This window comes from Streptococcus taonis, assembly GCF_029948085.1.
In the GTDB taxonomy this organism is placed as follows: Bacteria; Bacillota; Bacilli; order Lactobacillales; family Streptococcaceae; genus Streptococcus; species Streptococcus taonis.
Map to the genome: position 1 here is coordinate 121,960 of NZ_JARZZP010000001.1, position 24,356 is coordinate 146,315.

At 41.2% G+C, this 24,356-nt stretch carries 20 protein-coding genes and 1 pseudogene; all 21 read right to left on the reverse strand.

All coding sequences use genetic code 11. From position 1 onward, the window contains the following. Positions 1–12: 12 nt before the first annotated feature. The 21 genes and pseudogenes from dtd to QEZ38_RS00650 all read right to left on the reverse strand — a co-directional run bounded on the left by dtd (position 13) and on the right by QEZ38_RS00650 (position 24,179). Entirely contained in the window at positions 13–456 is a 444-nt protein-coding gene (dtd, locus tag QEZ38_RS00550; RefSeq protein WP_281334653.1) for a D-aminoacyl-tRNA deacylase, read from the reverse strand. A 30-nt stretch (positions 457–486) separates the two neighbouring features. Beyond that, positions 487–2,703 (reverse strand): RelA/SpoT family protein, encoded by a 2,217-nt coding sequence (locus tag QEZ38_RS00555; RefSeq protein WP_001123766.1) that lies wholly within the window; start codon positions 2,701–2,703, stop codon positions 487–489. A gap of 144 nt (positions 2,704–2,847) precedes the next feature. Next, complete coding sequence (locus tag QEZ38_RS00560) at positions 2,848–3,978, reverse strand: ABC transporter ATP-binding protein (protein WP_248035955.1); 1,131 nt, start codon at positions 3,976–3,978, stop codon at positions 2,848–2,850. Positions 3,979–4,091: 113 nt separating this feature from the next. Further along, entirely contained in the window at positions 4,092–4,961 is an 870-nt protein-coding gene (locus QEZ38_RS00565) for a helix-turn-helix domain-containing protein (protein WP_248035956.1), read from the reverse strand. A gap of 2 nt (positions 4,962–4,963) precedes the next feature. After that, on the reverse strand, positions 4,964–5,350 hold the full coding sequence (locus tag QEZ38_RS00570) for a Mini-ribonuclease 3 (protein ID WP_045763483.1): 387 nt from the start codon (positions 5,348–5,350) through the stop codon (positions 4,964–4,966). Next, positions 5,343–6,686, reverse strand: coding sequence for a cysteine--tRNA ligase (gene cysS, locus QEZ38_RS00575; RefSeq protein ID WP_281334703.1), 1,344 nt, complete (start codon positions 6,684–6,686; stop codon positions 5,343–5,345). The genes QEZ38_RS00570 and cysS overlap by 8 nt, the downstream gene beginning before the upstream one ends. A 229-nt stretch (positions 6,687–6,915) precedes the next feature. After that, positions 6,916–7,677, reverse strand: coding sequence for a nucleoside phosphorylase (locus tag QEZ38_RS00580; RefSeq protein ID WP_281334654.1), 762 nt, complete (start codon positions 7,675–7,677; stop codon positions 6,916–6,918). Positions 7,678–7,680: 3 nt separating this feature from the next. After that, entirely contained in the window at positions 7,681–8,547 is an 867-nt protein-coding gene (locus QEZ38_RS00585) for a GNAT family N-acetyltransferase (RefSeq protein ID WP_281334655.1), read from the reverse strand. 11 nt (positions 8,548–8,558) lie between these two features. Then, positions 8,559–9,176, reverse strand: coding sequence for a serine O-acetyltransferase (gene cysE / locus QEZ38_RS00590; RefSeq protein ID WP_045763485.1), 618 nt, complete (start codon positions 9,174–9,176; stop codon positions 8,559–8,561). A gap of 15 nt (positions 9,177–9,191) precedes the next feature. After that, entirely contained in the window at positions 9,192–11,414 is a 2,223-nt protein-coding gene (gene pnp / locus QEZ38_RS00595) for a polyribonucleotide nucleotidyltransferase (RefSeq protein ID WP_281334656.1), read from the reverse strand. Between the two features lie 609 nt (positions 11,415–12,023). Beyond that, positions 12,024–12,890: a methylenetetrahydrofolate reductase [NAD(P)H] gene (gene metF / locus QEZ38_RS00600; protein WP_281334657.1), complete on the reverse strand. Its 867-nt coding sequence runs from the start codon at positions 12,888–12,890 to the stop codon at positions 12,024–12,026. 62 nt (positions 12,891–12,952) lie between these two features. Further along, complete coding sequence (metE, locus tag QEZ38_RS00605; RefSeq protein WP_281334658.1) at positions 12,953–15,202, reverse strand: 5-methyltetrahydropteroyltriglutamate--homocysteine S-methyltransferase; 2,250 nt, start codon at positions 15,200–15,202, stop codon at positions 12,953–12,955. Positions 15,203–15,460: 258 nt separating this feature from the next. Beyond that, positions 15,461–15,754: a helix-turn-helix domain-containing protein gene (locus QEZ38_RS00610; protein WP_000797748.1), complete on the reverse strand. Its 294-nt coding sequence runs from the start codon at positions 15,752–15,754 to the stop codon at positions 15,461–15,463. 184 nt (positions 15,755–15,938) lie between these two features. Next, positions 15,939–16,304, reverse strand: coding sequence for a TIGR02328 family protein (locus QEZ38_RS00615; RefSeq protein WP_281334659.1), 366 nt, complete (start codon positions 16,302–16,304; stop codon positions 15,939–15,941). After that, positions 16,288–16,692 (reverse strand): YbgA family protein, encoded by a 405-nt coding sequence (locus QEZ38_RS00620; protein WP_281334704.1) that lies wholly within the window; start codon positions 16,690–16,692, stop codon positions 16,288–16,290. The genes QEZ38_RS00615 and QEZ38_RS00620 overlap by 17 nt, the downstream gene beginning before the upstream one ends. A 22-nt stretch (positions 16,693–16,714) precedes the next feature. Beyond that, positions 16,715–16,984, reverse strand: a pseudogene (locus tag QEZ38_RS00625) (HigA family addiction module antitoxin); the annotation flags it as partial. Positions 16,985–17,081: 97 nt separating this feature from the next. Then, a complete protein-coding gene (locus QEZ38_RS00630) occupies positions 17,082–17,495 on the reverse strand; it encodes a hypothetical protein (protein ID WP_281334661.1) in 414 nt (137 codons plus the stop codon). Next, complete coding sequence (locus QEZ38_RS00635) at positions 17,470–18,303, reverse strand: hypothetical protein (RefSeq protein ID WP_281334662.1); 834 nt, start codon at positions 18,301–18,303, stop codon at positions 17,470–17,472. Before QEZ38_RS00635 ends, QEZ38_RS00630 begins: the two co-directional genes overlap by 26 nt. A 50-nt stretch (positions 18,304–18,353) precedes the next feature. Then, on the reverse strand, positions 18,354–19,520 hold the full coding sequence (locus tag QEZ38_RS00640; RefSeq protein WP_281334663.1) for a restriction endonuclease subunit S: 1,167 nt from the start codon (positions 19,518–19,520) through the stop codon (positions 18,354–18,356). Continuing rightward, a complete protein-coding gene (locus QEZ38_RS00645; RefSeq protein ID WP_281334664.1) occupies positions 19,513–21,117 on the reverse strand; it encodes an HsdM family class I SAM-dependent methyltransferase in 1,605 nt (534 codons plus the stop codon). Before QEZ38_RS00645 ends, QEZ38_RS00640 begins: the two co-directional genes overlap by 8 nt. Then, positions 21,117–24,179: a type I restriction endonuclease subunit R gene (locus QEZ38_RS00650; protein ID WP_281334665.1), complete on the reverse strand. Its 3,063-nt coding sequence runs from the start codon at positions 24,177–24,179 to the stop codon at positions 21,117–21,119. Before QEZ38_RS00650 ends, QEZ38_RS00645 begins: the two co-directional genes overlap by 1 nt. Positions 24,180–24,356 lie beyond the last annotated feature (177 nt).

The following is a 24,356-nucleotide window of genomic DNA, read 5'->3' on the forward strand; positions in this document are numbered from 1 at the left end:
GCTTGGTTTTTCTTATCTATTTTTGGTGTCAAGGATGATGGTTACTGGGCCATCATTGACCAGTTCCACCTGCATATCTGCTCCAAAGACTCCTGTCTCAACAGGAACTTCCTTGGCTAGTTCTTGGTTAAATTCTTGATAGAAAGCTTCCGCCATATCCGGTTTAGCAGCGCCTGTAAAGGCTGGACGATTTCCCTTTTTGGTATCTGCAAACAAAGTAAACTGAGAGATGGAGAGGATTTGGCCTTGAATATCCTTAACCGATAAGTTCATCTTGCCTTCAGCATCTGAGAAAATTCGCATATTGACAAGCTTTCTGACTGCATACTCCAAATCTTCTTTTTGATCCTCAGGTCCAACACCTACTAAGAGTAAGAGCCCCTGCTGGATTTTCCCATATACTTGACCCTCAATAGAAACTTGTGCTTTCTTGACACGCTGAACGATAATTTTCATAGCAATCCTTTCTGATTATATCAAGCCAACTTAACCATTGGTACGTTTAACCGAGTAGACTTCTGGTACACTCTTAATCTTATCAACCACGGTGGTCAGCATTGAAAGGTTTGAAATTCCAAAGGAAACATGGATATTAGCAAATTTCATATCCTTGGTTGGTTGGGCATTAACGGTTGAAATATTCTTAGTTGTATTTGATAAGACTTGCAAGATATCATTCAATAGACCAGAACGGTTGAGCCCGTAGATATCGATGTGAGCCATATACTCCTTGCTTGAGAATTGGTCTTCCCATTCAACATCGAGTAGACGTTGCTCATAGTTTTCCTGTGAACGAAGATTCATACAGTCTACACGGTGGATGGCAACTCCGCGTCCTTTGGTAATATAGCCGACGATATCATCACCTGGAACAGGGTTACAACATTTAGCAATCCGGATCAGGAGCCCAGAAGCACCTTGGATGACTACTCCACCCTCATGCTTAACCTTAAGCGTGTCCTTGTTCTCCACCTTGACTTCGCCACCCTTGACCAGTTCTTCTGCTTCTGCCTTAGCTTTGGCCCGCTCTTCTTCACGACGTTCCTTCTCAGTCAAACGGTTAAAGACAGTGATGGCTCCGATTTCTCCAAAACCAATCGCCGCAAATAGCGCTTCTTCTGTCTTGTAGCTGGTTTTTTGAAGGACTTCATCCATGTGGCGTTTGTCCATAAATTTATTGGCCACATAGCCATTTTCTTGGAGCTGACTAATCAGCAATTCACGACCTTTATTGATGGACAATTCTTTATCTTGGTTTTTAAAGAACTGACGAATTTTGTTACGAGCCTTGCTGGTCTTGACCATATTAAGCCAGTCACGGCTTGGTCCAAATGAATTTGGATTGGTGATGATTTCAACCTGGTCACCTGTTTTTAACTTGGTCGTCAAAGGAACCATACGGCCATTAACCTTGGCACCTGTTGCTTTTTCACCAATCTTTGTATGAATTTCATAAGCAAAGTCAATCGGTCCAGAATCCTTTGGAAGTGAACGAACCGCTCCATCTGGAGTAAAGACATAAATCTCCTCAGCCAGATAGTTTTCTTTGACAGTATCTACAAACTCCTTGGCATCATCTGCTTGATCTTGGAGTTCCATCATCTCCTTGATCCAGTTCATTCCAATAGCAGATTCCTTACTATTAACCTGACCCTTGATTCCTTTTTTGTAAGCCCAGTGAGCCGCAACCCCGTACTCAGCAACCTCGTGCATTTCCTTGGTTCTAATCTGGAATTCAATAGGTCCCTTTGGTCCATAAACAGTTGTATGGATGGACTGGTAACCATTGGCCTTACGGTTGGCAATATAGTCTTTAAAACGTCCCGGCATTGGTTTCCAAAGCTCATGAACGTAGCCCAACATCGCATAGACATCACTCTGAGTGTCTAGGATACAACGAATAGCAATCAGGTCGTAGATCTCTTCAAAGCGTTTTTTCTTATCCTGCATCTTGCGATAGATAGAGTAGATATGCTTTGGACGACCGTAGATTTTTCCTGTAAGATGGCGCTCAGATGAGTATTCCTCGAGTTTCGTCACAACTTCATCGACCAAGGCTTCACGCTCTTGACGTTTTTCCTTCATCATGTGACTAATCTTGTAAAATTCAGTTGGATTGAGATAGCGGAAAGAGAGATCTTCCAGTTCCCACTTCACACTTGAAATCCCCAAACGGTGAGCAAGTGGCGCATAGATTTCCATGGTTTCTCTGGAAATACGCTCCTGCTTGTCCTTACGAAGGTGCTTGAGGGTGCGCATATTGTGCAGACGGTCAGAAAGTTTGACCAAGATAACACGGATATCCTCTGACATAGCCATGAGCATCTTGCGATGATTTTCAGCCAGCTGCTCCTCGATAGACTTATACTCAACCTTACCAAGCTTGGTAACACCATCTACAATCACTCGAACATCGTGACCAAATTCGCGTTCTAAGTCATCTAAAGTAGCATCTGTGTCTTCAACCACGTCATGCAAAAAACCACAGGCAACAGTGACAGCATCTAGCTTGAGCTTAGCCAAAATACCTGCTACCTGAATAGGGTGGATAATGTAGGGCTCGCCAGATTTACGATATTGACCACTATGGCATTCTACAGCGTAAACCAAGGCTTTATGTACAAAAGCAACATCTTCTTTCGATAAATATTTCTGTGTTAAAGCGACGACTTCATCGCCTGAATAAATTACTTCTTTGGGCATGCATACTCTCCAATTCTTCCTACCATTTTAACACTTTTTTGAGGATATGAAAACTAGTAAAGCCCATTCTGTAAGAGTTTGCTAAACTTGATAAAAAAACACTACTAGAAAAACTCTAGTAGTGCTCATTGATTAAAATCTATCTTAGTAAACTGTTCTTTCAGTTTCTACGTCGAAGAAGTGTGCTTTGTTCAAGTCAAATCCAAGTTCAACTGTTGCACCTGCTTGCAAGTAGTCACGAGCGTCAACTTTTGCAACGAACTCATCTTTACCAACTTGGCAGTATAGGTGAGATTCTGAACCGAGCAATTCTGATACAGAGATCGTTGCTTTCACAACTGATTCTGGGAATGTTTCAAGGAAAGCAGGTTCTGCATTTACGTCTTCTGGACGGATACCGAAGATCAATTCTTTACCTTCGTAACCTTTTTCACGAAGAACTTTCAAAGCACCTTCTGGAACTTTCAAAGTAAATCCGTCAGCAACAATGCGGTCACCGTTCAATTTAACGTTGATGAAGTTCATAGCTGGGCTTCCGATAAATCCTGCTACGAATTTGTTAACTGGGTTTTTGTAAACTTCTTGAGGAGTACCGATTTGTTCAACACGTCCGATAGTACCTGTTCCAGCAGGGTTCTTAGTAGCTGACATGATAACGATACGGTCTGCAAGTGTCATAGCTTCAGTTTGGTCGTGAGTTACGTAGATAGTTGTAGCTCCGATACGACGGTGGATTTTGGCAATTTCAGCACGCATTGATACACGAAGTTTTGCATCCAAGTTTGACAAAGGCTCGTCCATCAAGAATACTTTTGCGTCACGGACGATCGCACGACCCATGGCAACACGTTGACGTTGACCACCAGAAAGGTCAGCAGGTTTGCGTTCCAAGAATTCTTTCAATCCAAGGATTTCAGCTGCTTCTTGTACACGTTTGTCGATGTCTTCCTTGCTGTATTTACGCAATTTCAAACCGAAAGCCATGTTATCGTATACAGTCATGTGTGGGTAAAGAGCGTAGTTTTGGAATACCATGGCGATGTCACGATCTTTTGGAGCTACGTCGTTGACAACCACTCCATCGATAGATGCAGTACCTTCTGTGATGTCTTCAAGACCAGCAATCATACGAAGGGTAGTTGATTTACCACATCCTGAAGGTCCTACGAAAACGATAAACTCTTTGTCTTTGATGTTCAAGTTGAAGTCTTCAACTGAATAGTGTTCGCTGTTTGGATATTTTTTGTAAATATTTTTAAGATTTAATTCTACCATTGTGGAGAACTCCTTTTGTCATTTGATAGTTTTATTATAGATGAAAACGTTTTACTTTTCTATGGCAAGATGACCAAAAAAATAAAAAAGTTCTGTGCAACTTGCACAAAACTTTATAAGATATCTGGTAATATCAGTTGATAACAGAGGGTCAAATCTGTCAAATCTTTTAATTCTAAGCCTGTTAGTTCTGCCCATTTATCAATCTTGTATTGGAGAGAATTACGGTGCAAATACAACTGCTGGGCTGTTTTTGTCAAGACTGCACTGTTTTCCCACAGTGAAAGGACGATTTCCTGAATCTGATCTTGATCTAGAATTTGCTGACGGAGATAGTCCTTGATAAGTCTAAGATCAACCTGTCTTTCTCCCAAACTCCAAAGATAAAGTTGAGAAAAAGTATGAACTCCTTGATGACCTTGACACCACCAAGTCTTAAAGAGCTCACGCTCTGCCTTAATCAAGTCCGCTAAATTTTGCTGGGCATTCTGAGCCCAGACCTGTCCCAGCATGATCGATAGACGAACGCCAAAGTCATATTCTACAGCTTCGAGAGTATCTGATAGGATAGAACGAACTGACGAGTACTTGTCCTGTTGAAGAACAAAAATGTAATCTTGGGATCCCACCTGAATCATAGTCAGGAAGTTTGGAAAAAGGGTTCGCATCATATCTAGCCAAGAAGATAGATTTTCTTGTTGGAAATAGGATAGGTGGCAATAAACAAGTTGCAACTTTTTAAAGTTTTGCGGTGCCTGTCCCTTAGCTTCGATCAGATAGCTATACCAGGGATTGAGTGAGATAGTTTGCTCCTGCTTGGTTAAAAGAGCCACCAATTGTTTTTCACGCTCGCTAAGACTAGCTTCCTCAAGCAAAAGCCACTGATAATTTGACAGAGGTAGACTTAGATAACCCTCTTTATCACCTGGCTGATCTAAGATTTTACCATCAGGAAACCAATCCAGTAGTTCTTTTGCAATCATTCCTAGCCCTCCACTTTTTGGATGCACCAAGAAATCAAGGTTTCGAGGCGTTCCACATTTTCAGTCATATGAAGATAGCCCATGACCGCTTCAAAACCAGTAGACATACGATAGGTTACCACATCTGCATTCTTAGCCTTGGTATGGCTGTTGGTGTTGCGACCCCGTTTATAGATTTCTTCTTCTTTTTCCGTTAAGACTTCTTCTTCCAGCATGAGGGAAATCAAGTGTGCCTGAGCCTTGGCCGACACATACTTGGTTGCCTCTTGGTGAAGTTTATTGGGCTTGGTCATGCCTTTGAGAATGAGATGGCGACGAATATACATAGAATAAACTGCATCTCCTTCAAAAGCTAGCGCAATCCCGTTAATGAGATTGACATCAATCACGTGTCCACCTCACTCCATCCTTGGTATCAAGTAGCTTAATCCCTTGTGCAGCTAGTTGGTCACGGATTTGATCCGCTGTCGCAAAGTCTTTATTTGCACGTGCTTCTTGGCGTTTTTGAATCAAGGCTTCAATCTCTTCATCCAAAACTTCTTCGACAAATACCACTCCAAAGACTTCTAACATAGCTGCAAGAGTTTCCTTGACAGCTGCATCATAGTTTCCCGAGTTGATCCATTTAGCCATTTCAAAGACAACTGTGATTCCATTAGCTGTATTGAAATCCTCATCCATAGCCGCTATAAACTTATCTTTAAATGCCTGTAACTCCTGAGCATCTACAGTTCCAGTAAATGGTTGTTCATAGGTGTTCTTCAAATACTTGAGATTAGTCTCCGCATCACGCACTGCTTTTTCCGTAAAATTGATAGGCTTACGGTAGTGCTGAGTCGCAAAGAAGAAACGCAATACTTGACCGTTGATAGTTTTGAGAGCATCGTGTACCGTAATGAAGTTGCCCAAGGACTTGGACATCTTGACATTGTCGATATTGACAAAGCCATTGTGCATCCAGTAGTTGGCGAAGGTCTTGCCTGTTTTAGCTTCTGACTGGGCAATTTCGTTGGTGTGGTGCGGAAACTCAAGGTCAGCTCCACCACCGTGAATATCGATAGTATCACCCAAAATTTCAGTCGACATGACTGAACACTCAATGTGCCATCCTGGGCGACCTGGTCCCCAAGGACTGTCCCAAGAAATCTCACCTGGTTTGGCAGATTTCCAGAGGGCAAAGTCTACAGGATTTTCCTTGCGAGCAGTTTCTTCATCTGTACGACCTGAAGCCCCGAGCTCCAAGTCTTCCAAGGTTTTATTGGCCAACTTAGCATAGTTGTGGGATTTTTCTACACGGAAATAGACATCCCCTTGACTCTCATAGGCATAGCACTTTTCAATCAAGTCTTCTACAAAACGAATAATATCATCCATAAACTCGACTACACGAGGATGACGAGTTGCAGGTTTCACCCCCAAAGCCGTCACATCCTCACGAAAGGCAGCAATGTACTTGTCCGCTACTTCCTGAGGTGTGATGCCTTCTTCCTTGGCACGGTTGATAATCTTATCATCCACATCAGTGAAGTTGGAAATGTAGGCTACTTCATAGCCACGATATTCAAAATAGCGACGAATGGTATCGAAGGCTACTGTTGAGCGGGCATTCCCCACGTGGATATAGTTATAAACTGTCGGCCCACAGACATACATGCGAACCTTGCCCTCTTCAATGGGCACAAATTCTCGCAAATTACGAGACATAGTGTCATAGATTTTAATCATAAAATAATAGTCAGGAAAGCTAAAATTCATAAACAGATATTTTCATAACTAATCTGTTCAACTAAATTTTAGTCCGATTACCTGTCACAAATCGGATTTCCTTGCTCCTTTCTAAACATAAAAGAAGAATACAATAAAAAGATGAAGGGAGTCACTACGGAAGTTTTATTGCTATGTTTTCCGTTAAGCTCCCTTCCTTTCTTGTTTCGAATTTATCGTAAAGACTAGTCTAAACTAACTCTTGCGCAATTACTAATGCTATCTCAAAGAAAGTCATAGCATCCGCTTTTCTATCCTCGCGTCTAGCATCCCATTCGTGATTTTGATGGTCGACATAGTCAGCTGTGTAGAAAAATTGATAGACATTGGCTTGTCGATATTGGGCCCAGGCCATGATAGCTGAAGCTTCCATATCTACAACTCTAGCTCCTGCTGCTAGTCTTCGTTTGACCTTAGCAGCTGTCTCACGATAGAAGGCATCTGTGGTCCAAGACTTTGTTCGAATATGCTCAATACCAGCTTTATCCAAGGCTTTTTCCATAGTTAAGAGTAGAGATCGCTCATAAGCTATTTCATCACTTGCTGGAGCATAGTGATAACTAGTACCTTCATCACGTAAAGCCGAGCTTGGTAGGATAATCTTATCTGCTTGAATAGACTGGTCCAGAACTCCACAAGACCCTAAAACGATAAAGTTTTTAAAACCTCTCGCTTTGAGTTCTTCTAAGAGTCCAACAACCATTGGAGCACCAATAGTAGCCATAGCAACTGCTACCTTACTCCCATCTTTTTCATAGATATACCATGGCAGTTTACCATTTAGATTGGTAAGATAGCCACCTTCGTAGACACCATCTATCTGCTTTACTCGTTCAAGGATTTCTCCATTAAAAGACAAGATAATGGTATCACAAATTTCTCCACCACTAAGGAGGCTTCGATCAGTTGGCTCGATAACAGCAGATACATTTTCAAATTCTTCTAATAGCATTTATTACTCTTTCGCATTCAGATAAACCACTTGGGTTTGTTTGACAAAGCCGATTTTTTCATACAAACGTTTAGCACCTACATTGCTATCTTCTACTGCAATCTGAAATTCCTTATCATTTTGCTCAATCAGTTGGTTGACGAGGGATTTTGCTAAGTAGCTTCCATAGCCTTTTCCACGATTGACTTCAGCAATCGCAAGTCCATAAAGGTAATTGCATTTTCCAGACACATCGACCGTACAAACGCCAATCACTTGACCTTCTTTGAGTAATATGTAAAGCAGACTATCAGGATCCTTCAAGGCCTCCGAAATGTATCTGTGGCTCACTTCCGGTGCTTCCACTTCATCAGAAAAGGTTTGGTGGTGGAGCTGGGCAATGGCTTCAAGATAAGAAGGTTCTGCCAAGAGCACATCGACATCCGAACGGGAATCTAATGCATAAGCAGTTCGATCACGTCCTAACCAGGTTTCTGTCTCTTCATCCTCGACCAATCCCCAGTTACTGACAAAATCAGGATGACGCTCTAGAAAAATACGTTCTGTCTGAAAAGTAACTGAACGAATAGAAAAAGCAACCGTTTCTTTCTCAAAACTCGTAAACAAAGGACGCGCAATCCCCTGACGGCGATGATTTGGATGAACCAGTATCGTCACTTCCACATCTTGGTCATCAGCATAGACAGTTAACAAACCAACCAGTTCGCCTTTTTCGTAAAAAAGGAAAAATGCAGGCATGCTTAGGTCAAAATTAAGCATGTTAGAAAGATAAGGATCACGATAAGTTCCATCATAGGCTTGGCAACAGTTAATTAGTTTTTTTGCCTCAAATAACTCCTCTTGGCTTAACTTATTTCTTGCTTGAATCATATAGGTATCCTCTACAGCCCAGACGATCTGTGACTAGCATCTCTCGCTTGCTCGAGTTTATTGACGTAGTATTCCCGTTTTCCTTCAACTTCATGAATGGTTGGTTCATCCTTTTGCCCATGCACTCGAACAATCTTGGCTGGAATACCGACAACCGTCACATCGCTAGGAACATCTGCTACTACGACCGCTGCAGCACCGACCTTGGCATTTTCACCGATTTCTACAGGCCCGATAACTTGGGCATGTGCAGATATGAGAGCTCCCTTACGTACTGTCGGATGGCGTTTACCAACATCCTTCCCTGTCCCACCAAGAGTTACCCCGTGGTAGAGAAGAACCCCTTTTTCAACGATAGCCGTTTCCCCAATCACAAGTCCTGAACCGTGGTCGATAAAGACACCTGATTCGATCTGAGCTCCTGGGTGAATCTCAATCTGCGTCCAAAAACGCCAAAACTGGCTGTGCATACGAGCTAAGAGCTTAAAGCCATTCTTCCAGAGAAAATGAGAGAGACGGTGGGCAGCCAAGGCTTTCACACCAGGATAGGTCAAAAGAACCTCCAAAGTGGTGCGAGCCGCTGGATCATTTTCTTTTACGATATCAATGGTTTCACGCCACCATCCCATACAATTCTCCTTTTCTTATTCTGAGTCTTTTGGTGTTTCTGTAGTTTCTTTCTTAGGTTTATTGTCCTTGTGATGGTGACGAGGACGATCGCCATGACGATGACCCTTTTCACCTTTTTCTTCTGAATGTTCAGGTTTCGGTGGACGTGGCAAGAGTGCTTTCATCGAAGCATCTACACGACCTTTTTCGTCAATCTTGATAATCTTAACATCCACTTCATCACCAATGGCTACCAAGTCTTCGACACGGTTAGTGCGAGTCCAAGCCATTTCAGAGATGTGAACGAGGGCATCTGTCTTGTCAAAGAGGTTGACAAAGGCACCGAATTTCTCGATACGCACAACTTTGGCATGGTAGACTTCATCCACTTTCGCTTCACGAACCAAACCAGCAATGATTTCTTTAGCGCGGTTAATGGCAGCTTGGTCACTAGAGTAGATAGATACGTTACCTTCTTCGTCGATATCAATCTTAACACCTGTTTCAGCGATAATCTTATCAATCGTTTCTCCACCCTTACCGATAACAATCTTGATCTTGTCCACATCAATCTTGATGGTATCGATTTTCGGAGCAGTTGGAGCCAATTCTGGACGAACTTCTGGAATGGTTGCTTGAATCACGTCAAGGATTTCAAAACGAGCTTTCTTGGCTTGGGCAAGAGCTTCAGTCAAGATTTCTGCAGTAATCCCTTGGATCTTGATATCCATTTGAAGGGCTGTAATTCCGTCACGAGTCCCTGCAACCTTAAAGTCCATATCTCCAAAGTGGTCTTCCAAACCTTGGATATCTGTCAATACTGTATAGTTGTTCCCATCTGATATCAGACCCATGGCAATACCTGCTACTGGTGCCTTGATTGGCACACCACCAGCCATAAGGGCAAGTGTTCCTGCACAGATAGAGGCTTGTGAAGAAGAACCGTTTGATTCCAATACTTCTGCTACCAAGCGGATGGCGTATGGGAATTCTTCCAAGCTTGGCAATACTTGAGCAAGAGCACGCTCACCGAGAGCACCGTGACCAATTTCACGACGACCTGGCGCACCGTAACGTCCAGTTTCACCAACAGAGTATTGAGGGAAGTTATAGTGGTGCATGAAGCGTTTCTTGTACTCTGGATCCAAACCATCGATGATTTGCGTCTCACCCATTGGCGCCAAAGTCAAGATAGAAAGAGCCTGAGTTTGTCCACGAGTGAAGAGACCTGAACCGTGTACGCGAGGAAGGAAGTCAACAACCGCATCCAAAGGACGGATTTCATCGACCTTACGGCCGTCAGGACGAACCTTGTCTTCAGTGATCAAACGGCGCACTTCTGCATGTTCCATTTGTTCCAAGATTTCAGCCACATCACGCATGATACGGTCAAATTCTTCGTGGTCTGCATATTTTTCTTCATAAACAGCAGTGACTTGGTCTTTAACTGCTTGAGTTGCCGCTTCACGAGCCAATTTTTCTTCTACTTGAACAGCTTTTTGGAGGTCGCTGTTGTAGGCTGCGATGATTTCAGCCTGCAATTCCTCATCCACATGAAGCAATTCTACTTCTGCTTTTTCTTTACCGACTGCCGCAACGATTTCTTCTTGGAAGGCAATCAATTCTTTAACGGCTTCGTGTCCTTTCAGAAGAGCTTCCAACATGATTTCTTCTGACAATTCTTTGGCACCAGACTCTACCATGTTTATAGCGTGCTTGGTACCTGCTACTGTCAATTCAAGAAGCGATTGCTCTGCTTGTTCTTGAGTCGGGTTGATGATGATTTGGCCATCAACATAACCTACTTGTACTCCGGCGATTGGGCCATCAAATGGAATATCTGAGATAGACAAGGCCAATGATGAACCAAACATAGCTGCCATTGGTGCAGATGCATTTTCATCGTAAGAAAGAACAGTATTGATGACTTGCACTTCATTACGGAAACCTTCCGCAAACATTGGACGGATTGGACGGTCAATCAAACGCGCTGTCAAAGTCGCATCTGTTGAAGGACGTCCTTCACGTTTCATAAAGCCACCAGGAAATTTCCCAGCCGCATACATTTTTTCTTCGTAGTTGACTTGAAGCGGGAAGAAATCCCCAGTTGCCATTTTCTTAGACATAACGGCAGCAGTCAAGACAGTTGACTCACCGTAACGCACGACAACAGAGCCATTTGCTTGCTTAGCAACCTGACCAGTCTCTACGATCAACTCACGACCCGCAAAAGTCGTTTGAAACACTTGTTTTGTCATTTTAATCCCCTTTGGATTGATAAAATTATACGCCTTGCCTACAAAGATCAAGATACTAAGGACGTCAAAAGCAAAGTAAAAATAGAAAACTGACGAAGTCTTCAATGAAGACAAGACAGTTTATCTTTTTTACACAGCTTTTCGGCCGTGTTCAATTACCCAAGATACTAAGCCGTCAAGCAACTCAAAGGAAAATAGGAAATCTAACGACGGAGCGACCGCTCCTAGGCAGATTTATCTTTTTCCACAGAGTTGTAGGCATGTTCAGTTTTCAAGATACAAATCATTAGAAAGGTTTGATGCTAAAGCATCTAATCCTTTCACGCTAACCGCTATTAGGCGATTAGCTAAATGCTTTACTAACTCTCTCGTCAAATAATATCGATTTGACTCGCTCGTGTCGCTCAAACTAAATACTGAAAAGAATAAATTGTGAAAAAATTTCTGTCATAAAATTGAGAATCGACAAATCCTTTGAAACTTAAATCCCCTCATCTTTGTATCAAGTACGTACAGAGTCTATTTTATCATATTTTTCTTAAAAAGTGCTGGCTTTTCTATTAAAAAGGAACCATTCCTCCATGAAAAGAAGAATGGTTTGCATTTTTATTATCCTAAAGACTGGTGATTGAACAAGTCATGAGTTGCTTGATGGATGTATTGGGCAGTTTCTGCATTGTTCATAGTGTAGAGATGCACACCTGCAACATCCTGAGTTACCAAGTCCACGATTTGGTCCACGGCATAGGCAAGTCCTGCTGCTCTGAGTGACTCAGGGTCATTCTCATACTTGTCTAAGATGGCTTTAAACTTACGTGGGAGATGGATATTCTCACAAGTCTTCAAGAGACGAAGCGCTTGGTTACGGTTGAGGATTGGCATGATACCCGCATGAATAGGCACATCAATTCCAGCCAAGGTACACTTGTCTTGGAAATCATAGAAACGCTCATTGTCAAAGAAGAGTTGCGTTACTAGACTAGAGCATCCTGCATCCACTTTTTTCTTAAGATTTTGGATATCTGAGATTTGGTTTGGAGAGTCTGGATGTCCTTCAGGATAACAAGCACCAATGATATCAAAGTGTGGGGCCTGTTCCTTGATAAACTCGATCAGGTCTGTCGCATAACGGAAATCCTTCTGTGGCTCAACACCTGGAATGATATCTCCACGCAAAGCCAAGATTTTCTGAACACCAACCTTATCCAAATCTGCAATGGTTTCAGCCACCTTATCCTTAGTCAGATAAATAGCTGGCAAGTGAGCAATGGTTGGAATCTCCAAGTCATTTTGGATATAATCAGCCAAACGAACCGTCGTCTCTTTGATATTAAATTTATTATTGCTGGCAGTCACACTGATGAAGTGTGGGGCCAAGTCCTGCATATCTTTCAGGGCTGCAATAATTTTGTCATTGCCTACTGCTGGGTTTGGAGGGAAAACTTCAAATGAGAGGGACGGTGTTTGACGTGACATATGTATGAACCTTTTCTAGTTGATTTCTTACTGATCAACCATGTATGGAGAAATGTCTTTTCTTACAATTTCTCACGCGCAGCTTTCGCAGCGTCTACAAGGCGGATCAAGCTTTCTTTCGTTTCTGGGATACCACGTGTTTTCAAACCACAGTCAGGGTTGATCCATACTTTCTTGCTTGGTACTTTGGCAAGGATGGCTTCGATAGTGTGGTCGATTTCGCCTTCATTAGGCACACGAGGAGAGTGGATATCGTAAACTCCAGGACCCACTTCTGTCTGGAAGTTTTGAGCTTTAAGTTCGTCCAAGATTTCAAGATTTGAACGGCTAGCTTCAAATGAGATAACGTCCGCATCCAAGTTGTCGATAGCTGGGATGATATCTGTAAATTCTGAGTAACACATGTGAGTGTGGATTTGTGTGTCTGGTGCTACTGTTGAGTGTACCAAACGGAAGGCTGGAATAGCCCAGTCAAGGTAATCTTCGTACCAGTCGCTACGACGGAGTGGCAATTTCTCACGAAGAGCAGCCTCGTCGATTTGGATGATTTTCACGCCTGCAGCTTCAAGGTCAAGAACTTCATCCTTGATAGCAAGAGCGATTTGAAGAGTAGAATCCTTGATAGAGATGTCTTCACGTGGGAATGACCAGTTAAGGATGGTAACAGGTCCAGTCAACATACCTTTAACAGGTTTGTCAGTACGGCTTTGTGCATAGCTAGACCATTTGACAGTGATCGGGTTGAGACGAGTGACATCACCCCAGATGATTGGTGGTTTAACCCCACGCATACCGTATGATTGTACCCAACCGTTCTTAGAGAAGAGGTAACCTGACAAGTTTTGACCGAAGTACTCAACCATGTCATTACGCTCGAATTCACCGTGTACAAGCACGTCAAATCCAACTTCTTCTTGCCATTTGATCCATTCGTCAATGGTTTCAGCAAGGAAGGCATCATATTCTTCTTGAGTCAATTCACCCTTGCGGAAGGCCAAACGTTTAGCACGAACTTCCTTGGTTTGAGGGAATGATCCGATAGTTGTTGTTGGAAGAGCTGGAAGTTTGAAGGCATCTTCTTGGATAGCTTCACGTTCTGCAAAGGCTGGCAAACGAGTGTAGTCTGCGTCAGTCAATCCAGCGATACGAGCACGAAGTTCCGCATTTTCACCAACACGTTCAGTCGCAAAGAGTTCTTTGTTGGCTGCAAGCGCTTCTGCTCCTTGACCGTTGCGGATAGCATCCAAGTCACGGATCTCATCCAATTTTTCAACTGCAAAAGCAAAGTGGTTCAAGATAGCTGGTTCAAATTCTTCATTAGCAGTTGTAAATGGCACATGAAGAAGTGAACATGAGCTAGTCAAAACGATGTTTTCAGCTGGAATTTGCTCAAGAACAGCCAAGCTCTTTTCGTAGTTGTTGCGCCAGATGTTCTTACCATTGACAATACCTGCATAAAGAGTCTTGTCAGCTGGGAATCCACCTTTAACGAGTTCAAGAGTTTTCTTACCTTCAACGAAGTCCAAACCGATGGCATCAACTGGCAAGTTTACAAGGTCAGCGTAGACGTCACGAACGTCTCCGAAGTAAGTTTGAAGCAAGACTTCAAGACCTTTCTTGTCAGCCAAAAGTTTGTTGTAAAGGTTCAAGAAGAGAGCTTTCTCTTCAGCTGTCAAGTCTTTTACAAGAGCCGCTTCGTCGAGTTGGATACGAGTTGCACCAAGTTCAGCCAATTTCGCAAAAACATCTTGGTAAGCAGCTACTAAGCTATCCACGAAATCTTCTGCTTTCACACCTTCTTCAAAGTCTGACAATTGAAGGAAAGTGAATGGACCTACAAGGACAGGACGAGTGTTAAGACCAAGTTCTTTAGCTTCTTGGAACTCATCAAAGATCTTGTGACCAGCCAATTTTACTTGAGTGTCTTTTTCAAATTTAGGAACGATGTAGTGGTAGTTGGTGTTGAACCATTTCTTCATCGGAAGGGCACGAACATCCCCTTTTTCTCCTTGGTAACCGCGTCCCAAAGCAAAGTAACGTTCAAGGTCTGACAAGTCCAAGTTTTGAACAGATGCAGGCACTACGTTGAAAAGGAGGGCAGCATCAAGGAAGTTGTCATAGTGAGAAAAGTCATTTGATGGAATTTCAGTGATGCCTTTTTCTTTAACGATGTTCCAGTGTTTTGCACGCAATTCTTTCGCAGCAGCCAAAAGTTCTTCTTCTGAGATTTCTTTTCTAAAATATTTTTCAGTTGTAAATTTTAATTCGCGGAATTCACCCAAACGTGGGAAACCGATAATTGTAGTTGACATGTTTTGTCCTCCAAAAATTGTTGTTGAAACTATCTTAACAGAAAAGAAACTGTCTGTATAATTGTAAAAAATTAGGCTTTGATATAGTTTGAAACTATATCGTTTTTCAAAGAACAAAAAAAGATTTGGAGAAGATTCCCCAAATCCTTGATAGACAATGGTTAATAGATTTTCAAGATAGCCATGTTCATAGTCAAACTTGATTAAACCGAGAGTTGCCTATGGCTTGTTATTAGAAAAGACTATAAGTCAGTTTAATCAACTTTTTTCCTGTTCAAGTGGAACGACTGCTAGTGTCTTGCCTAAACTGGCTAAAACTTTTAAGACCGTATCCAACTGAGGGCTCGTCTTTCCTGTTTCCATCCTAGCTATGACAGGCTGGCTCACTCCACTGAGTTCTTCTAGTTTTTTCTGACTAATTCCTTGCTCATGTCTAGCCTCAATCAACTCACTCATGATAGCCACTCGCATATCACTTTCAAGGATTTCCTCCTTGGTAAATAGTTGAGACCGAACATCCTTCCAATTACTCCCAATGGCACTATTCTTCATCACTTACTCCTCTTTCTTTTAAGTCCTTCAGTTCACGCTTGGTTTTTTAAAATTATAACTTAAAAGTTATTAAAAGTAAATCCAAATACTTACAAAAAGAAGACCTTAGAATCGTTTTAAAGGTTTCATTTAATTATTCGAAAAAATTACGAAAAGAGTTTTAAATTGGAGTTAATCCTGCCTCTTACTCCAGTTCTATGCCTTTCTCTCGGAGATTGTCCAGACACTCCTCATAGTAGACATGGTCATGCTCACTATAGATCGGACTTTTCAGCTTTTCCTCTGCTAAGTCTTGATAAGGAGGGCAGGTCTTGCCACGGTAGTTCTTGTCCAGCCACTCTGGACTGACATTGTAGCCACGGCTAGCCATCTCCTCCATGATCAAGCGATGATAGCCATAGAGACGATAGGGCGAGTGGGTAAAGACATAGTCAACCGTCGCATGCTTTCTGCCCCAGCCATTGCCACGCAGGGCACAGCATTCTCGATGTTGGCCCAAGAGCTGAGGACGGGGAAGTTGTGAAATCAAAGCCTCATGCCAAAGTCTCATGGGAGTCTCCTTTCAGCAAAGTAGAATTTTGTAAATATCTATTTGGGTAACGTTCAAGCAACTCTCTCGTCTTAGCAATTAATTCTTCTTTGGTAGCATGACCAGAGTGATAACGCTCCAGTAAAAACATATAATCCTTGCGTTCAGTCTCCGTTGCTTTCTTCTTGAAATAGCCCCAAATATGCTGAAAAGCATTGCAAACCTGACCCCTGTGTTCTGGAATCTGGCAAGCACGGTCAATCATCTCTTGAACCTGACTCAGCTCCACCTCTTCATTCTTCAAGTATTGGCGAATCTCATTGTAAATATTGCTGGAATGGCTCAAAACGAGATATTTGTTTCTAGCCCAGAGTTGCTGACAAAAGGCACGTTGGTTGTTGTTATTCATAATTGACATTATACCATGTTTACTCTAAGAACTTCGCCATTTTTACATCGTAAGCGTTTTGAAGATTGAGCCAAGCTTTCATCGAAATATTTGTAAACTTCTCTAACTTCTGAGCGATCTCATTGCTAATCGATTCCTCACCTTTCACTAATTGGCTAATTGTCTTTGATGATACCCCCAATTTCTCCGCAAATTCTTTTTGCGTTACGTTATAATCTTCAATCAACTCTCCAATATATTGACCTGGGTGGAAAGCAATCAGGTCTTTGTATTCAACAATTGTACTACTCATAGTGATTGCTGACCTCCTCTATTTTTAGTATTTCGACTCTACAGAACTTAAGAATAGTTTTCAAAATTAATCGGGTAAAAAATTGAATTCAAAAAATTTAATCATTTATCTCGACTAAAAGTAATTTAAACAATCCTTTTGTAACTACAATTATTATAATGACAATACTTAGTAAAAAACCTACATTGATAAAATTTGGAATACAATTAATATTTAAAGATAACTCCATCATATAAAGTAAACTAACTACAAATGTATAGAAATATCTAACTATTATTTCTTCCCATTTTGATGAATAAATGTTTGATTTTTTATCATATAAAACAGACCGCATAGGAGAAGAATACAGTATAGCAATAGCAGAAAGTAAGAATCCCGTTATTACAGAAATAAAAGATACCGTATCACTATGATTTAGTAGTACATAACCCCTTAATAAATATGATACAAACAGACTTACTACTAAAATACCACCAGAAATAATTCTATCTTTTCTTCGTAACTTTCTCATTTGCCAAACTCTCTATTTCTTTAAGCAAAATATCTTTTACCTCTGAACCTAAAAATTTCCCAGTTGCCTGTTGTTTCTCGACATTAATTGAAATTTTTTTGATAAACGTATCTCGGTTAAACACATGTTCAAATCCAGCATCATCGTTTCCTCTAATTAAGATACCAGAAAGTTGATGATTCTCAGATTCTTTCAAAATTCTTCTGAGAAATGTTTTGATTTTGTTTATTTTCATACTTGAGAGCTTTACGTTCAGAGTTATATCTTCTAAGCCATCAGTTTCGAATAAATCATATAAAGCTTCGCGTTTTTGTGATAAAGTTGAAAAAATATCATCTTTTGAAGTAAATTGAATTTCATCAACACTAGACAATATTTTTAAAAATTCCTCTTTATCTTCGTAAAAACCTTTTATACTAAACTCAACCTCTGTCGTATCTTTAAGAATTTTTTCTAGTAATTTACGGTGTCTCACATCCGAAAAATACAATAAATTATTATCTAAATCGAATAAAACAAAGAATTGCTTCAAAAACTCCAGCTCCGTTTCTGATTTAGGATTTTCACGTTTTTGATTTGTATAATAGTCTGTAACAGTAGTATCTCTAGGCTCTAACTTTCCAGATTCTATAACTAAAAATACATAATGCTTATTTTTATCAACTTCTAGATGATATAACCCTTTTTCGTGTTTTAAATCACATGAGTTCAACTTATCAAAAGTCTTTAAAATAGGCTGTAACCACCGCTCTCCTCTTTTTTCACTTTTAATAAATGGTTTCCATATAGAAAAAGTAAGCTCTGACATTTATTTGCCCTCAAATTCTTTCGACTTTATAATTCTTACTGTTCTTTCCCCTACTCCACCTTCACCTGTCCATTCATCAGCATTGGCAAGAGCCAATCGCGAAGTTGGATGAGTTCTTGGTTTTGAATACTATTTAATTTGATTGTTTCATAGTTTTGTTTAACTATCGTATTGAATTTTTCTAGAATATTTTCTTCGGGAACAATTATATTTAAATCATATAAAATTGAAGAAGTCATACTTGGGACTCCCGTTCCTGTATTTAATTTATTAAAATCAATATCTTTTACTGAATAGAATACATACAATGCTGAATTGTTTTTATTGACTTCTGAATAAAACATTGTATCTACAGTCCAAAACTTTTCATTTACGTACATTACATTATTTAATGTACCTTTTCTTGGAAAGAGAATCGACTCACCTGAATATAAATAGTCTGTAACCATTCTTATAATCCCACCTGAACCATATACAGCAAACTCACCATCTTGCAAGTGTTTATGATCTTTACCGTTTTTAATCGTGAGAAAATGTGACAACTTCTCAACTCCCCATCCCTCTGGAATTTCGCGTTTGAGTTCTGGGTGATAGACCATCTTTCCGCCTGATGATTTGTAGGGTTTACCATTCTGGTCTGGAAAATCAAACTGCACAAACCAGTAGTCATGGAGGGTCTTAACCATAGCTTCCAACTCTTGGTTAATTTGGTTGTTGGTTTGGATTTTTTGGTCAATACTTAATAAAATTTTTATCCTATTATGTAATTCATTATTAAATTGAAGAACAGGAAACTCTCGTAGCCCTTTTAAAGGCAGAAATTTTTGTACCGCTCCATTCAAATATCTCTTTATATATTGTTGTGCATAGTTTGATTGTAAATAATAATAAAGCCATTCAGCTTTTTCCTTATTACCACATGAAAAAACTCCAATATTTTTTATTGCATAATCAATTGTATCAGATGTTTCAAAGTACAAAGAACCCACTGTACCAATCATACTGAATAAAATGTCATATTGTTTAACTTTACTTCTTTTATTGATATTTGCAAAATCTTCTTCAGAAATATAATATGCAGAATTTAAATCTAATGTATTTGATAGGATATTTTTAGAAGTTACTAATTTATATCCAGTTTCTGTAACTTTAGGAGTATCGTGTGTACCATCAAATACTGAAACGCAATATTCTTCAGCTTTAATCCACTCACTCATACTTCAACCCCTTCATTTGCTCTTCAATCTCTTGCTCCAATGCATGCGATTGCTGGAAGAGGTCTGAGAGCTTGTCTTGAAAGGCGGTCATCTTGGCTTCAAACTCTTCTGCTGTGATATCTACATAGTCGATCTTGATGTCAAAGTATTGACCTGCGCTGAGAGAGTAGTTTTTCTCCTTGATATCCTCATAAGAGACAGTGACAGAAAAGTCCTCGACGGCTTCTTTCTTGATAAAGGTCTTGACAATCTTCTGCTCTTCTTCAGGAGACAGCACGGTCTTTTGGTTCTTGCCTTCCTTGACCTTGGTTCCGAGGTTTGAAGCATCGATGAGGACGACATCGCCCTTGTTTTTCTTATCGATAAAGAGGATGGAAACGTTGGTACCTGTCGTCGCAAAGATATTGGACGGCATGGAAACGACACCCGCCAGCATTTGATTGTCCACCAAGTGTTGACGGATAGTCTTGTCAATCCCTGACTGAGCTGTGATAAAGCCTGTCGGTAAGACAACAGCCGCTTGACCGTCTGGCTTCAAGGAGTAGATGATATGCTGAACAAAGAGCTCGTAGATCGCCATCTTGTCCTTAGACTTGGCTGGAACCTTTGGCACACCTGCAAAGAAACGCTCACTAGCTTCTGGCAAGGTCTCCACTTGGTCACGCCACTCTGAAAAGTCCAGCTTGAAAGGAGGGTTAGACACGATATAGTCCATCTTTTCAGGATGACGGTTGGCAATGATGGTATTTCCCTGTACGATATTATGGATGGAATGTTGCAGTCCATTCAAGATCAGATTGAGACGGAGGAGATTCGATGATTTTTGCGAGATATCCTGACTATAGACAGTGGTCTTGTCCACACCGATACGACTAGCCAGATTCATTAGCAAGGTTCCCGAACCTGCTGATGGGTCATAGATCCGCACGTTTTGAGGTTTATCATCTCCCACCAAGATATCGGCGATAATCTTAGCCACAGAGTGAGGCGTATAGTACTCAGCATACTTGCCACCACCGTCTTTGTTGTAGTCCTTGATCATATACTCAAAGAGAGTTGAGAAAAAGTCAAAGCCTTGTGAAAAGATAGTTTCATCAAACTTAACTCGTGCAAGGAGATTGATGATGGCCTTTGCCACCTCATTACGTTTACTGCTATCTGAGATGGTATCCGTAATCAGACGCTCATCAAAGAGACGGATAGCTGTGTCGCCGTCTGTATGAACAGAGAAGATATCGTTATTATCAATGGCGATTTGGTTGAGGGTATTTTCAAAAGTTTCGTAAAAAGTCGGCTCATTTTGCTGACGGTGGAGGGTTTCGATCAACTGGTCTGGCTTGAGCCAAGCCGTACTGGTACCGATGTCTTCTAAAAGCCAGTCATAGTCTTCCTCACTCATAGCTAGCAAGTTTTCATAAGTGTTGGATTCATCCTGTGCCTTAGCTTGATACAAAAACTTATCATTTAAAAATTTGTAGAGGAAGGATTGGGTGAGGAGTTTGTACTCACCCGCTTCTCCTCCTAGTCCCGCATGGGTAAAGACAGCTTTCAAATCATCTACCAAGCCTTGGACTTGGACTTTGTATGTTTCATTCATTAGTGTTGGTATTCCTCTTCATATCCTTCAAATAGTGACTCGACGATATCCTTAAAATCATCTCTCGTCAAACTACTTGCAGATTGGTTGGTTTTCATTTCAATCCGAGCTTCTTCTCGAATCATCTTCTTGAGGAAGTCCTCGTTATCGAGCACTCCTTGGTTTTGACCGATTTTACGGTCTAGTCTGACTTTAGAACCCTTGATGACATGGTAGATAGCAGGAAACTCACTGACCATAGTCGAGTTGGTCACATGCTTGTAGGAACGGGCTGCCATCTCATCTCCGTTAAAGTTCATGGTTAGACGTCTCATACGAGTATGATAGTCCTCCACGGACTTAAAGAGTTCTTCATAGTCTTTTTGGGTTTCCTTGATATTCTCCATGGTGAATCCTTCTTGCCCATGGATGTAATGTTTTTTCATGATGCGCTGGAATTCTTCGTAGAGAGAGACCCACTCCGGATCCTTTTCATCACGTTGGTTTTTAATACCACTTGCAACTCGACGTTTCAAATCTTCCAAGTCATTAGCTGCTAGACGGAGTTCTTCTTCAGCAATCTTGACAAAACTAAAACTGGTCTCAGACATGGCAAGATTTAAAAGAGTCCGACTAGAGAAGTCATCTGGTTTATCGATCAGAGACAGTGTCAGCATGCGTCTAGAGAGGACATTGAGCAGGGTTGCAATCTGAGCAATGTCAATCTGCTGGAGCAGGTGATCGTAGCCTAGGAGACGGGCGATATTGTAGTACTGCTTGACAGATTCCAAGGCCTTGCGAAGGTCGATTAACTGCTTCTTATCCTTGATGTCATTGATAGCTTGGGAGAAGTACTCTAGATTGTCCGTTGGATAGTCTATGAGGATATGCTCGGTCTTGCTCAACTCTTGAGAAATCTCATCTGCTGACACAAAGAGCGAGCCAAAGACATCCTCGCCATTTTCCCCAGTCAGAGCCGTATCATACTCTTGGTTGAGTTCTTCCAGATAGGCACGATTGGTCTTGTCAAACTCCTTGGAAATATCCGCAAAGTCGATGACATAGCCAAAGAGATAGTCTTTGTATGGACGATTGACTCGTGTTAGAGTTTGCAAAAGATTATGAGCCTTGATCTTTCGCCCTAGATAGAGTCGTTTGAGACGAGGTGCATCAAAACCTGTCAGGAGCATGGAGTAGACGATAATAAGATCAATCTTTCCTTCCTTGTAGGCATCTACCTTGTCCTTCTTCTCTTCCTTGTCTCCCTCATCATGGAGGATGAGAGCCGAAGTCAACTTGGTTGAGCCAGCTTGACGACGTTCTTCCAATTGCTTTTCAAGCTCACGCGCCTGTTTGGACGAATCACAGACAATCATGCCACCAATGGTCTGATCGTCAAAGACCAGATCACGAGCACGATTGAAGTCTTCGATGATAAAGTCCAGCATAGGATCTACGTAATGCGGATGGGCAAAGATATCTTCCTTGGACAGGTCGCCACGTTGGATTTCTTCGTTGATAGATCTGAGATTATCCTTATAAGACGTCTCGATATCTTCTCGCATCAAGCGTAGGGTAAAGCCGTCATCGATAGACTGGTTGTAGTAATATTTGTGGATGTAGTCCCCAAAGATATCACGTGTGGTCGCATGACTTTCCTTGGTCTTACCATCTTTCTTATATGTGATCAAGGGAGTTCCAGTCAAGGCAATTTTAATAGCCTTGGTATCAGCCTGATAGAGATTTGGCAGGTAGGAACCACGTTCATTATAAGAACGATGGGCTTCATCAATAAAATAGATATTTTGACGATTGAGGTCATAGCCAGAGCGGTCAGTCAGGTCTGAATCATCCTTAAACTTCTGGATATTGACCACAGCCACATCATAGCCGTCTTGTTTTTGATTGAGTTCTTGAGGATTGTTGATGCGCTTCACCTTGAGCCCTCGTTTGGTAAATTCCTTAAAGGCTTGGTCTGCCAAGTCCAGACGATCGACGACAAAGTAAAACTGAGGAACGATTCCCTGTTTTGAAAAATAATTGGTCAGATAGCGGATATTGAAGAAAGCCAGGGCAGTCTTACCTGATCCCTGTGTATGCCAGATAACACCTTTTTTGACACCTTTTGAGATCGTTTCTTCAATAGCACGTGTCGCAAAATACTGAGGATAGCGCATGACGTGCTTCTGCAGTTGCATCTGCCCATCCTTACTTTGTTCTTCGACATAGACAAGACCAAAGCGAAGCATAAAGAGCAAGCGTTCCTTCTGATACAAAGAAGATAGAAAGGTATTGCAAGGTGTATCAGGGTTTAGATTTATTGTAAACTCTGGTTGAGATTTGAGGGCAAAACGCTTCATGTCTTCTAGGACGAAGTCAATTTGGTTCTCCGTTAGCGTGGCAAAGGAATGAAGGAAATCTTCTTCTCTTTCTTCCTTGAAGGCATTAAACTTGGTTTTTGAATAGGCGTTCGATCCGTAATAAGAACCCTGTTTTTGCTGACCTTGGCCACTGATGTAAGGCAAGTTATCAGAGAGGGCTATCAACTGGGTGATATTGTTGAAGCGACGGAACTTACGATTTTCAAAACGGTATCTGGTTCTGTCTTGCTCAGACTGGATTCCAGTCTGAGCATCTCGGACAGCATTTGGCTGTTTGACTTCGATATAAGAAAGAGGCAAGCCATTGATAAAAATAACAATATCTGGACGGAATTCATCCTGACCATTTTGGCAAGTAACTTCAAGGGCTAGATGGAAGGTATTAGCTTCAGGATTTTCCCAGTCAATATAGGTCGTGCTTGTTTCTCCACTGATTCGTTTGTAAAAAGCCCGTCCCAAATCATTTTGATCCAACTCTAGCTTGATGTTAGCAAGTTCTCTCTCGAAGTCTTCCTCTGTCAAGTAGTTATTAAATTTTAGAAATTGCTCTCTAAAAACAGATACAAGGATGTTGGTATCTGGATCTCTTTCTGCAATCTCCTTCCCATTCCGAGAAAGATAAGTATAGCCCAAGCGTATGAGGTGCAGGGCTGCTGGGATTTGTACTCTGGTTAATTCAGAAAAATCTTTTCTCTTTGCCATAAAAACTTCCTTTTGCTAGTCTGAACTGTATAGATTTACCAATAGTATCTTTCAGACTCTCTCCACTTTATCGAATTCTTAATTACCTATTATTATATCATAGTCCTATCAGAAAAACTTCTGATTTCACTAACTTCACTTTCGTAATACAAATAGTCTTTCTCCTTAAAATATGGT

Coding starts and splice junctions, on each gene's coding strand:
- dtd (WP_281334653.1), bottom strand. CDS start 456: ATGAAAATTATCGTTCAGCGTGTCAAGAAAGCACAAGTTTCTATTGAG.
- QEZ38_RS00555 (WP_001123766.1), bottom strand. CDS start 2,703: ATGCCCAAAGAAGTAATTTATTCAGGCGATGAAGTCGTCGCTTTAACA.
- QEZ38_RS00560 (WP_248035955.1), bottom strand. CDS start 3,978: ATGGTAGAATTAAATCTTAAAAATATTTACAAAAAATATCCAAACAGC.
- QEZ38_RS00565 (WP_248035956.1), bottom strand. CDS start 4,961: ATGATTGCAAAAGAACTACTGGATTGGTTTCCTGATGGTAAAATCTTA.
- cysS (WP_281334703.1), bottom strand. CDS start 6,686: ATGATTAAAATCTATGACACTATGTCTCGTAATTTGCGAGAATTTGTG.
- QEZ38_RS00580 (WP_281334654.1), bottom strand. CDS start 7,677: ATGCTATTAGAAGAATTTGAAAATGTATCTGCTGTTATCGAGCCAACT.
- QEZ38_RS00585 (WP_281334655.1), bottom strand. CDS start 8,547: ATGATTCAAGCAAGAAATAAGTTAAGCCAAGAGGAGTTATTTGAGGCA.
- cysE (WP_045763485.1), bottom strand. CDS start 9,176: ATGGGATGGTGGCGTGAAACCATTGATATCGTAAAAGAAAATGATCCA.
- pnp (WP_281334656.1), bottom strand. CDS start 11,414: ATGACAAAACAAGTGTTTCAAACGACTTTTGCGGGTCGTGAGTTGATC.
- metF (WP_281334657.1), bottom strand. CDS start 12,890: ATGTCACGTCAAACACCGTCCCTCTCATTTGAAGTTTTCCCTCCAAAC.
- metE (WP_281334658.1), bottom strand. CDS start 15,202: ATGTCAACTACAATTATCGGTTTCCCACGTTTGGGTGAATTCCGCGAA.
- QEZ38_RS00610 (WP_000797748.1), bottom strand. CDS start 15,754: ATGAAGAATAGTGCCATTGGGAGTAATTGGAAGGATGTTCGGTCTCAA.
- QEZ38_RS00615 (WP_281334659.1), bottom strand. CDS start 16,304: ATGAGACTTTGGCATGAGGCTTTGATTTCACAACTTCCCCGTCCTCAG.
- QEZ38_RS00620 (WP_281334704.1), bottom strand. CDS start 16,692: ATGAATAACAACAACCAACGTGCCTTTTGTCAGCAACTCTGGGCTAGA.
- QEZ38_RS00630 (WP_281334661.1), bottom strand. CDS start 17,495: ATGAGAAAGTTACGAAGAAAAGATAGAATTATTTCTGGTGGTATTTTA.
- QEZ38_RS00635 (WP_281334662.1), bottom strand. CDS start 18,303: ATGTCAGAGCTTACTTTTTCTATATGGAAACCATTTATTAAAAGTGAA.
- QEZ38_RS00640 (WP_281334663.1), bottom strand. CDS start 19,520: ATGAGTGAGTGGATTAAAGCTGAAGAATATTGCGTTTCAGTATTTGAT.
- QEZ38_RS00645 (WP_281334664.1), bottom strand. CDS start 21,117: ATGAATGAAACATACAAAGTCCAAGTCCAAGGCTTGGTAGATGATTTG.
- QEZ38_RS00650 (WP_281334665.1), bottom strand. CDS start 24,179: ATGGCAAAGAGAAAAGATTTTTCTGAATTAACCAGAGTACAAATCCCA.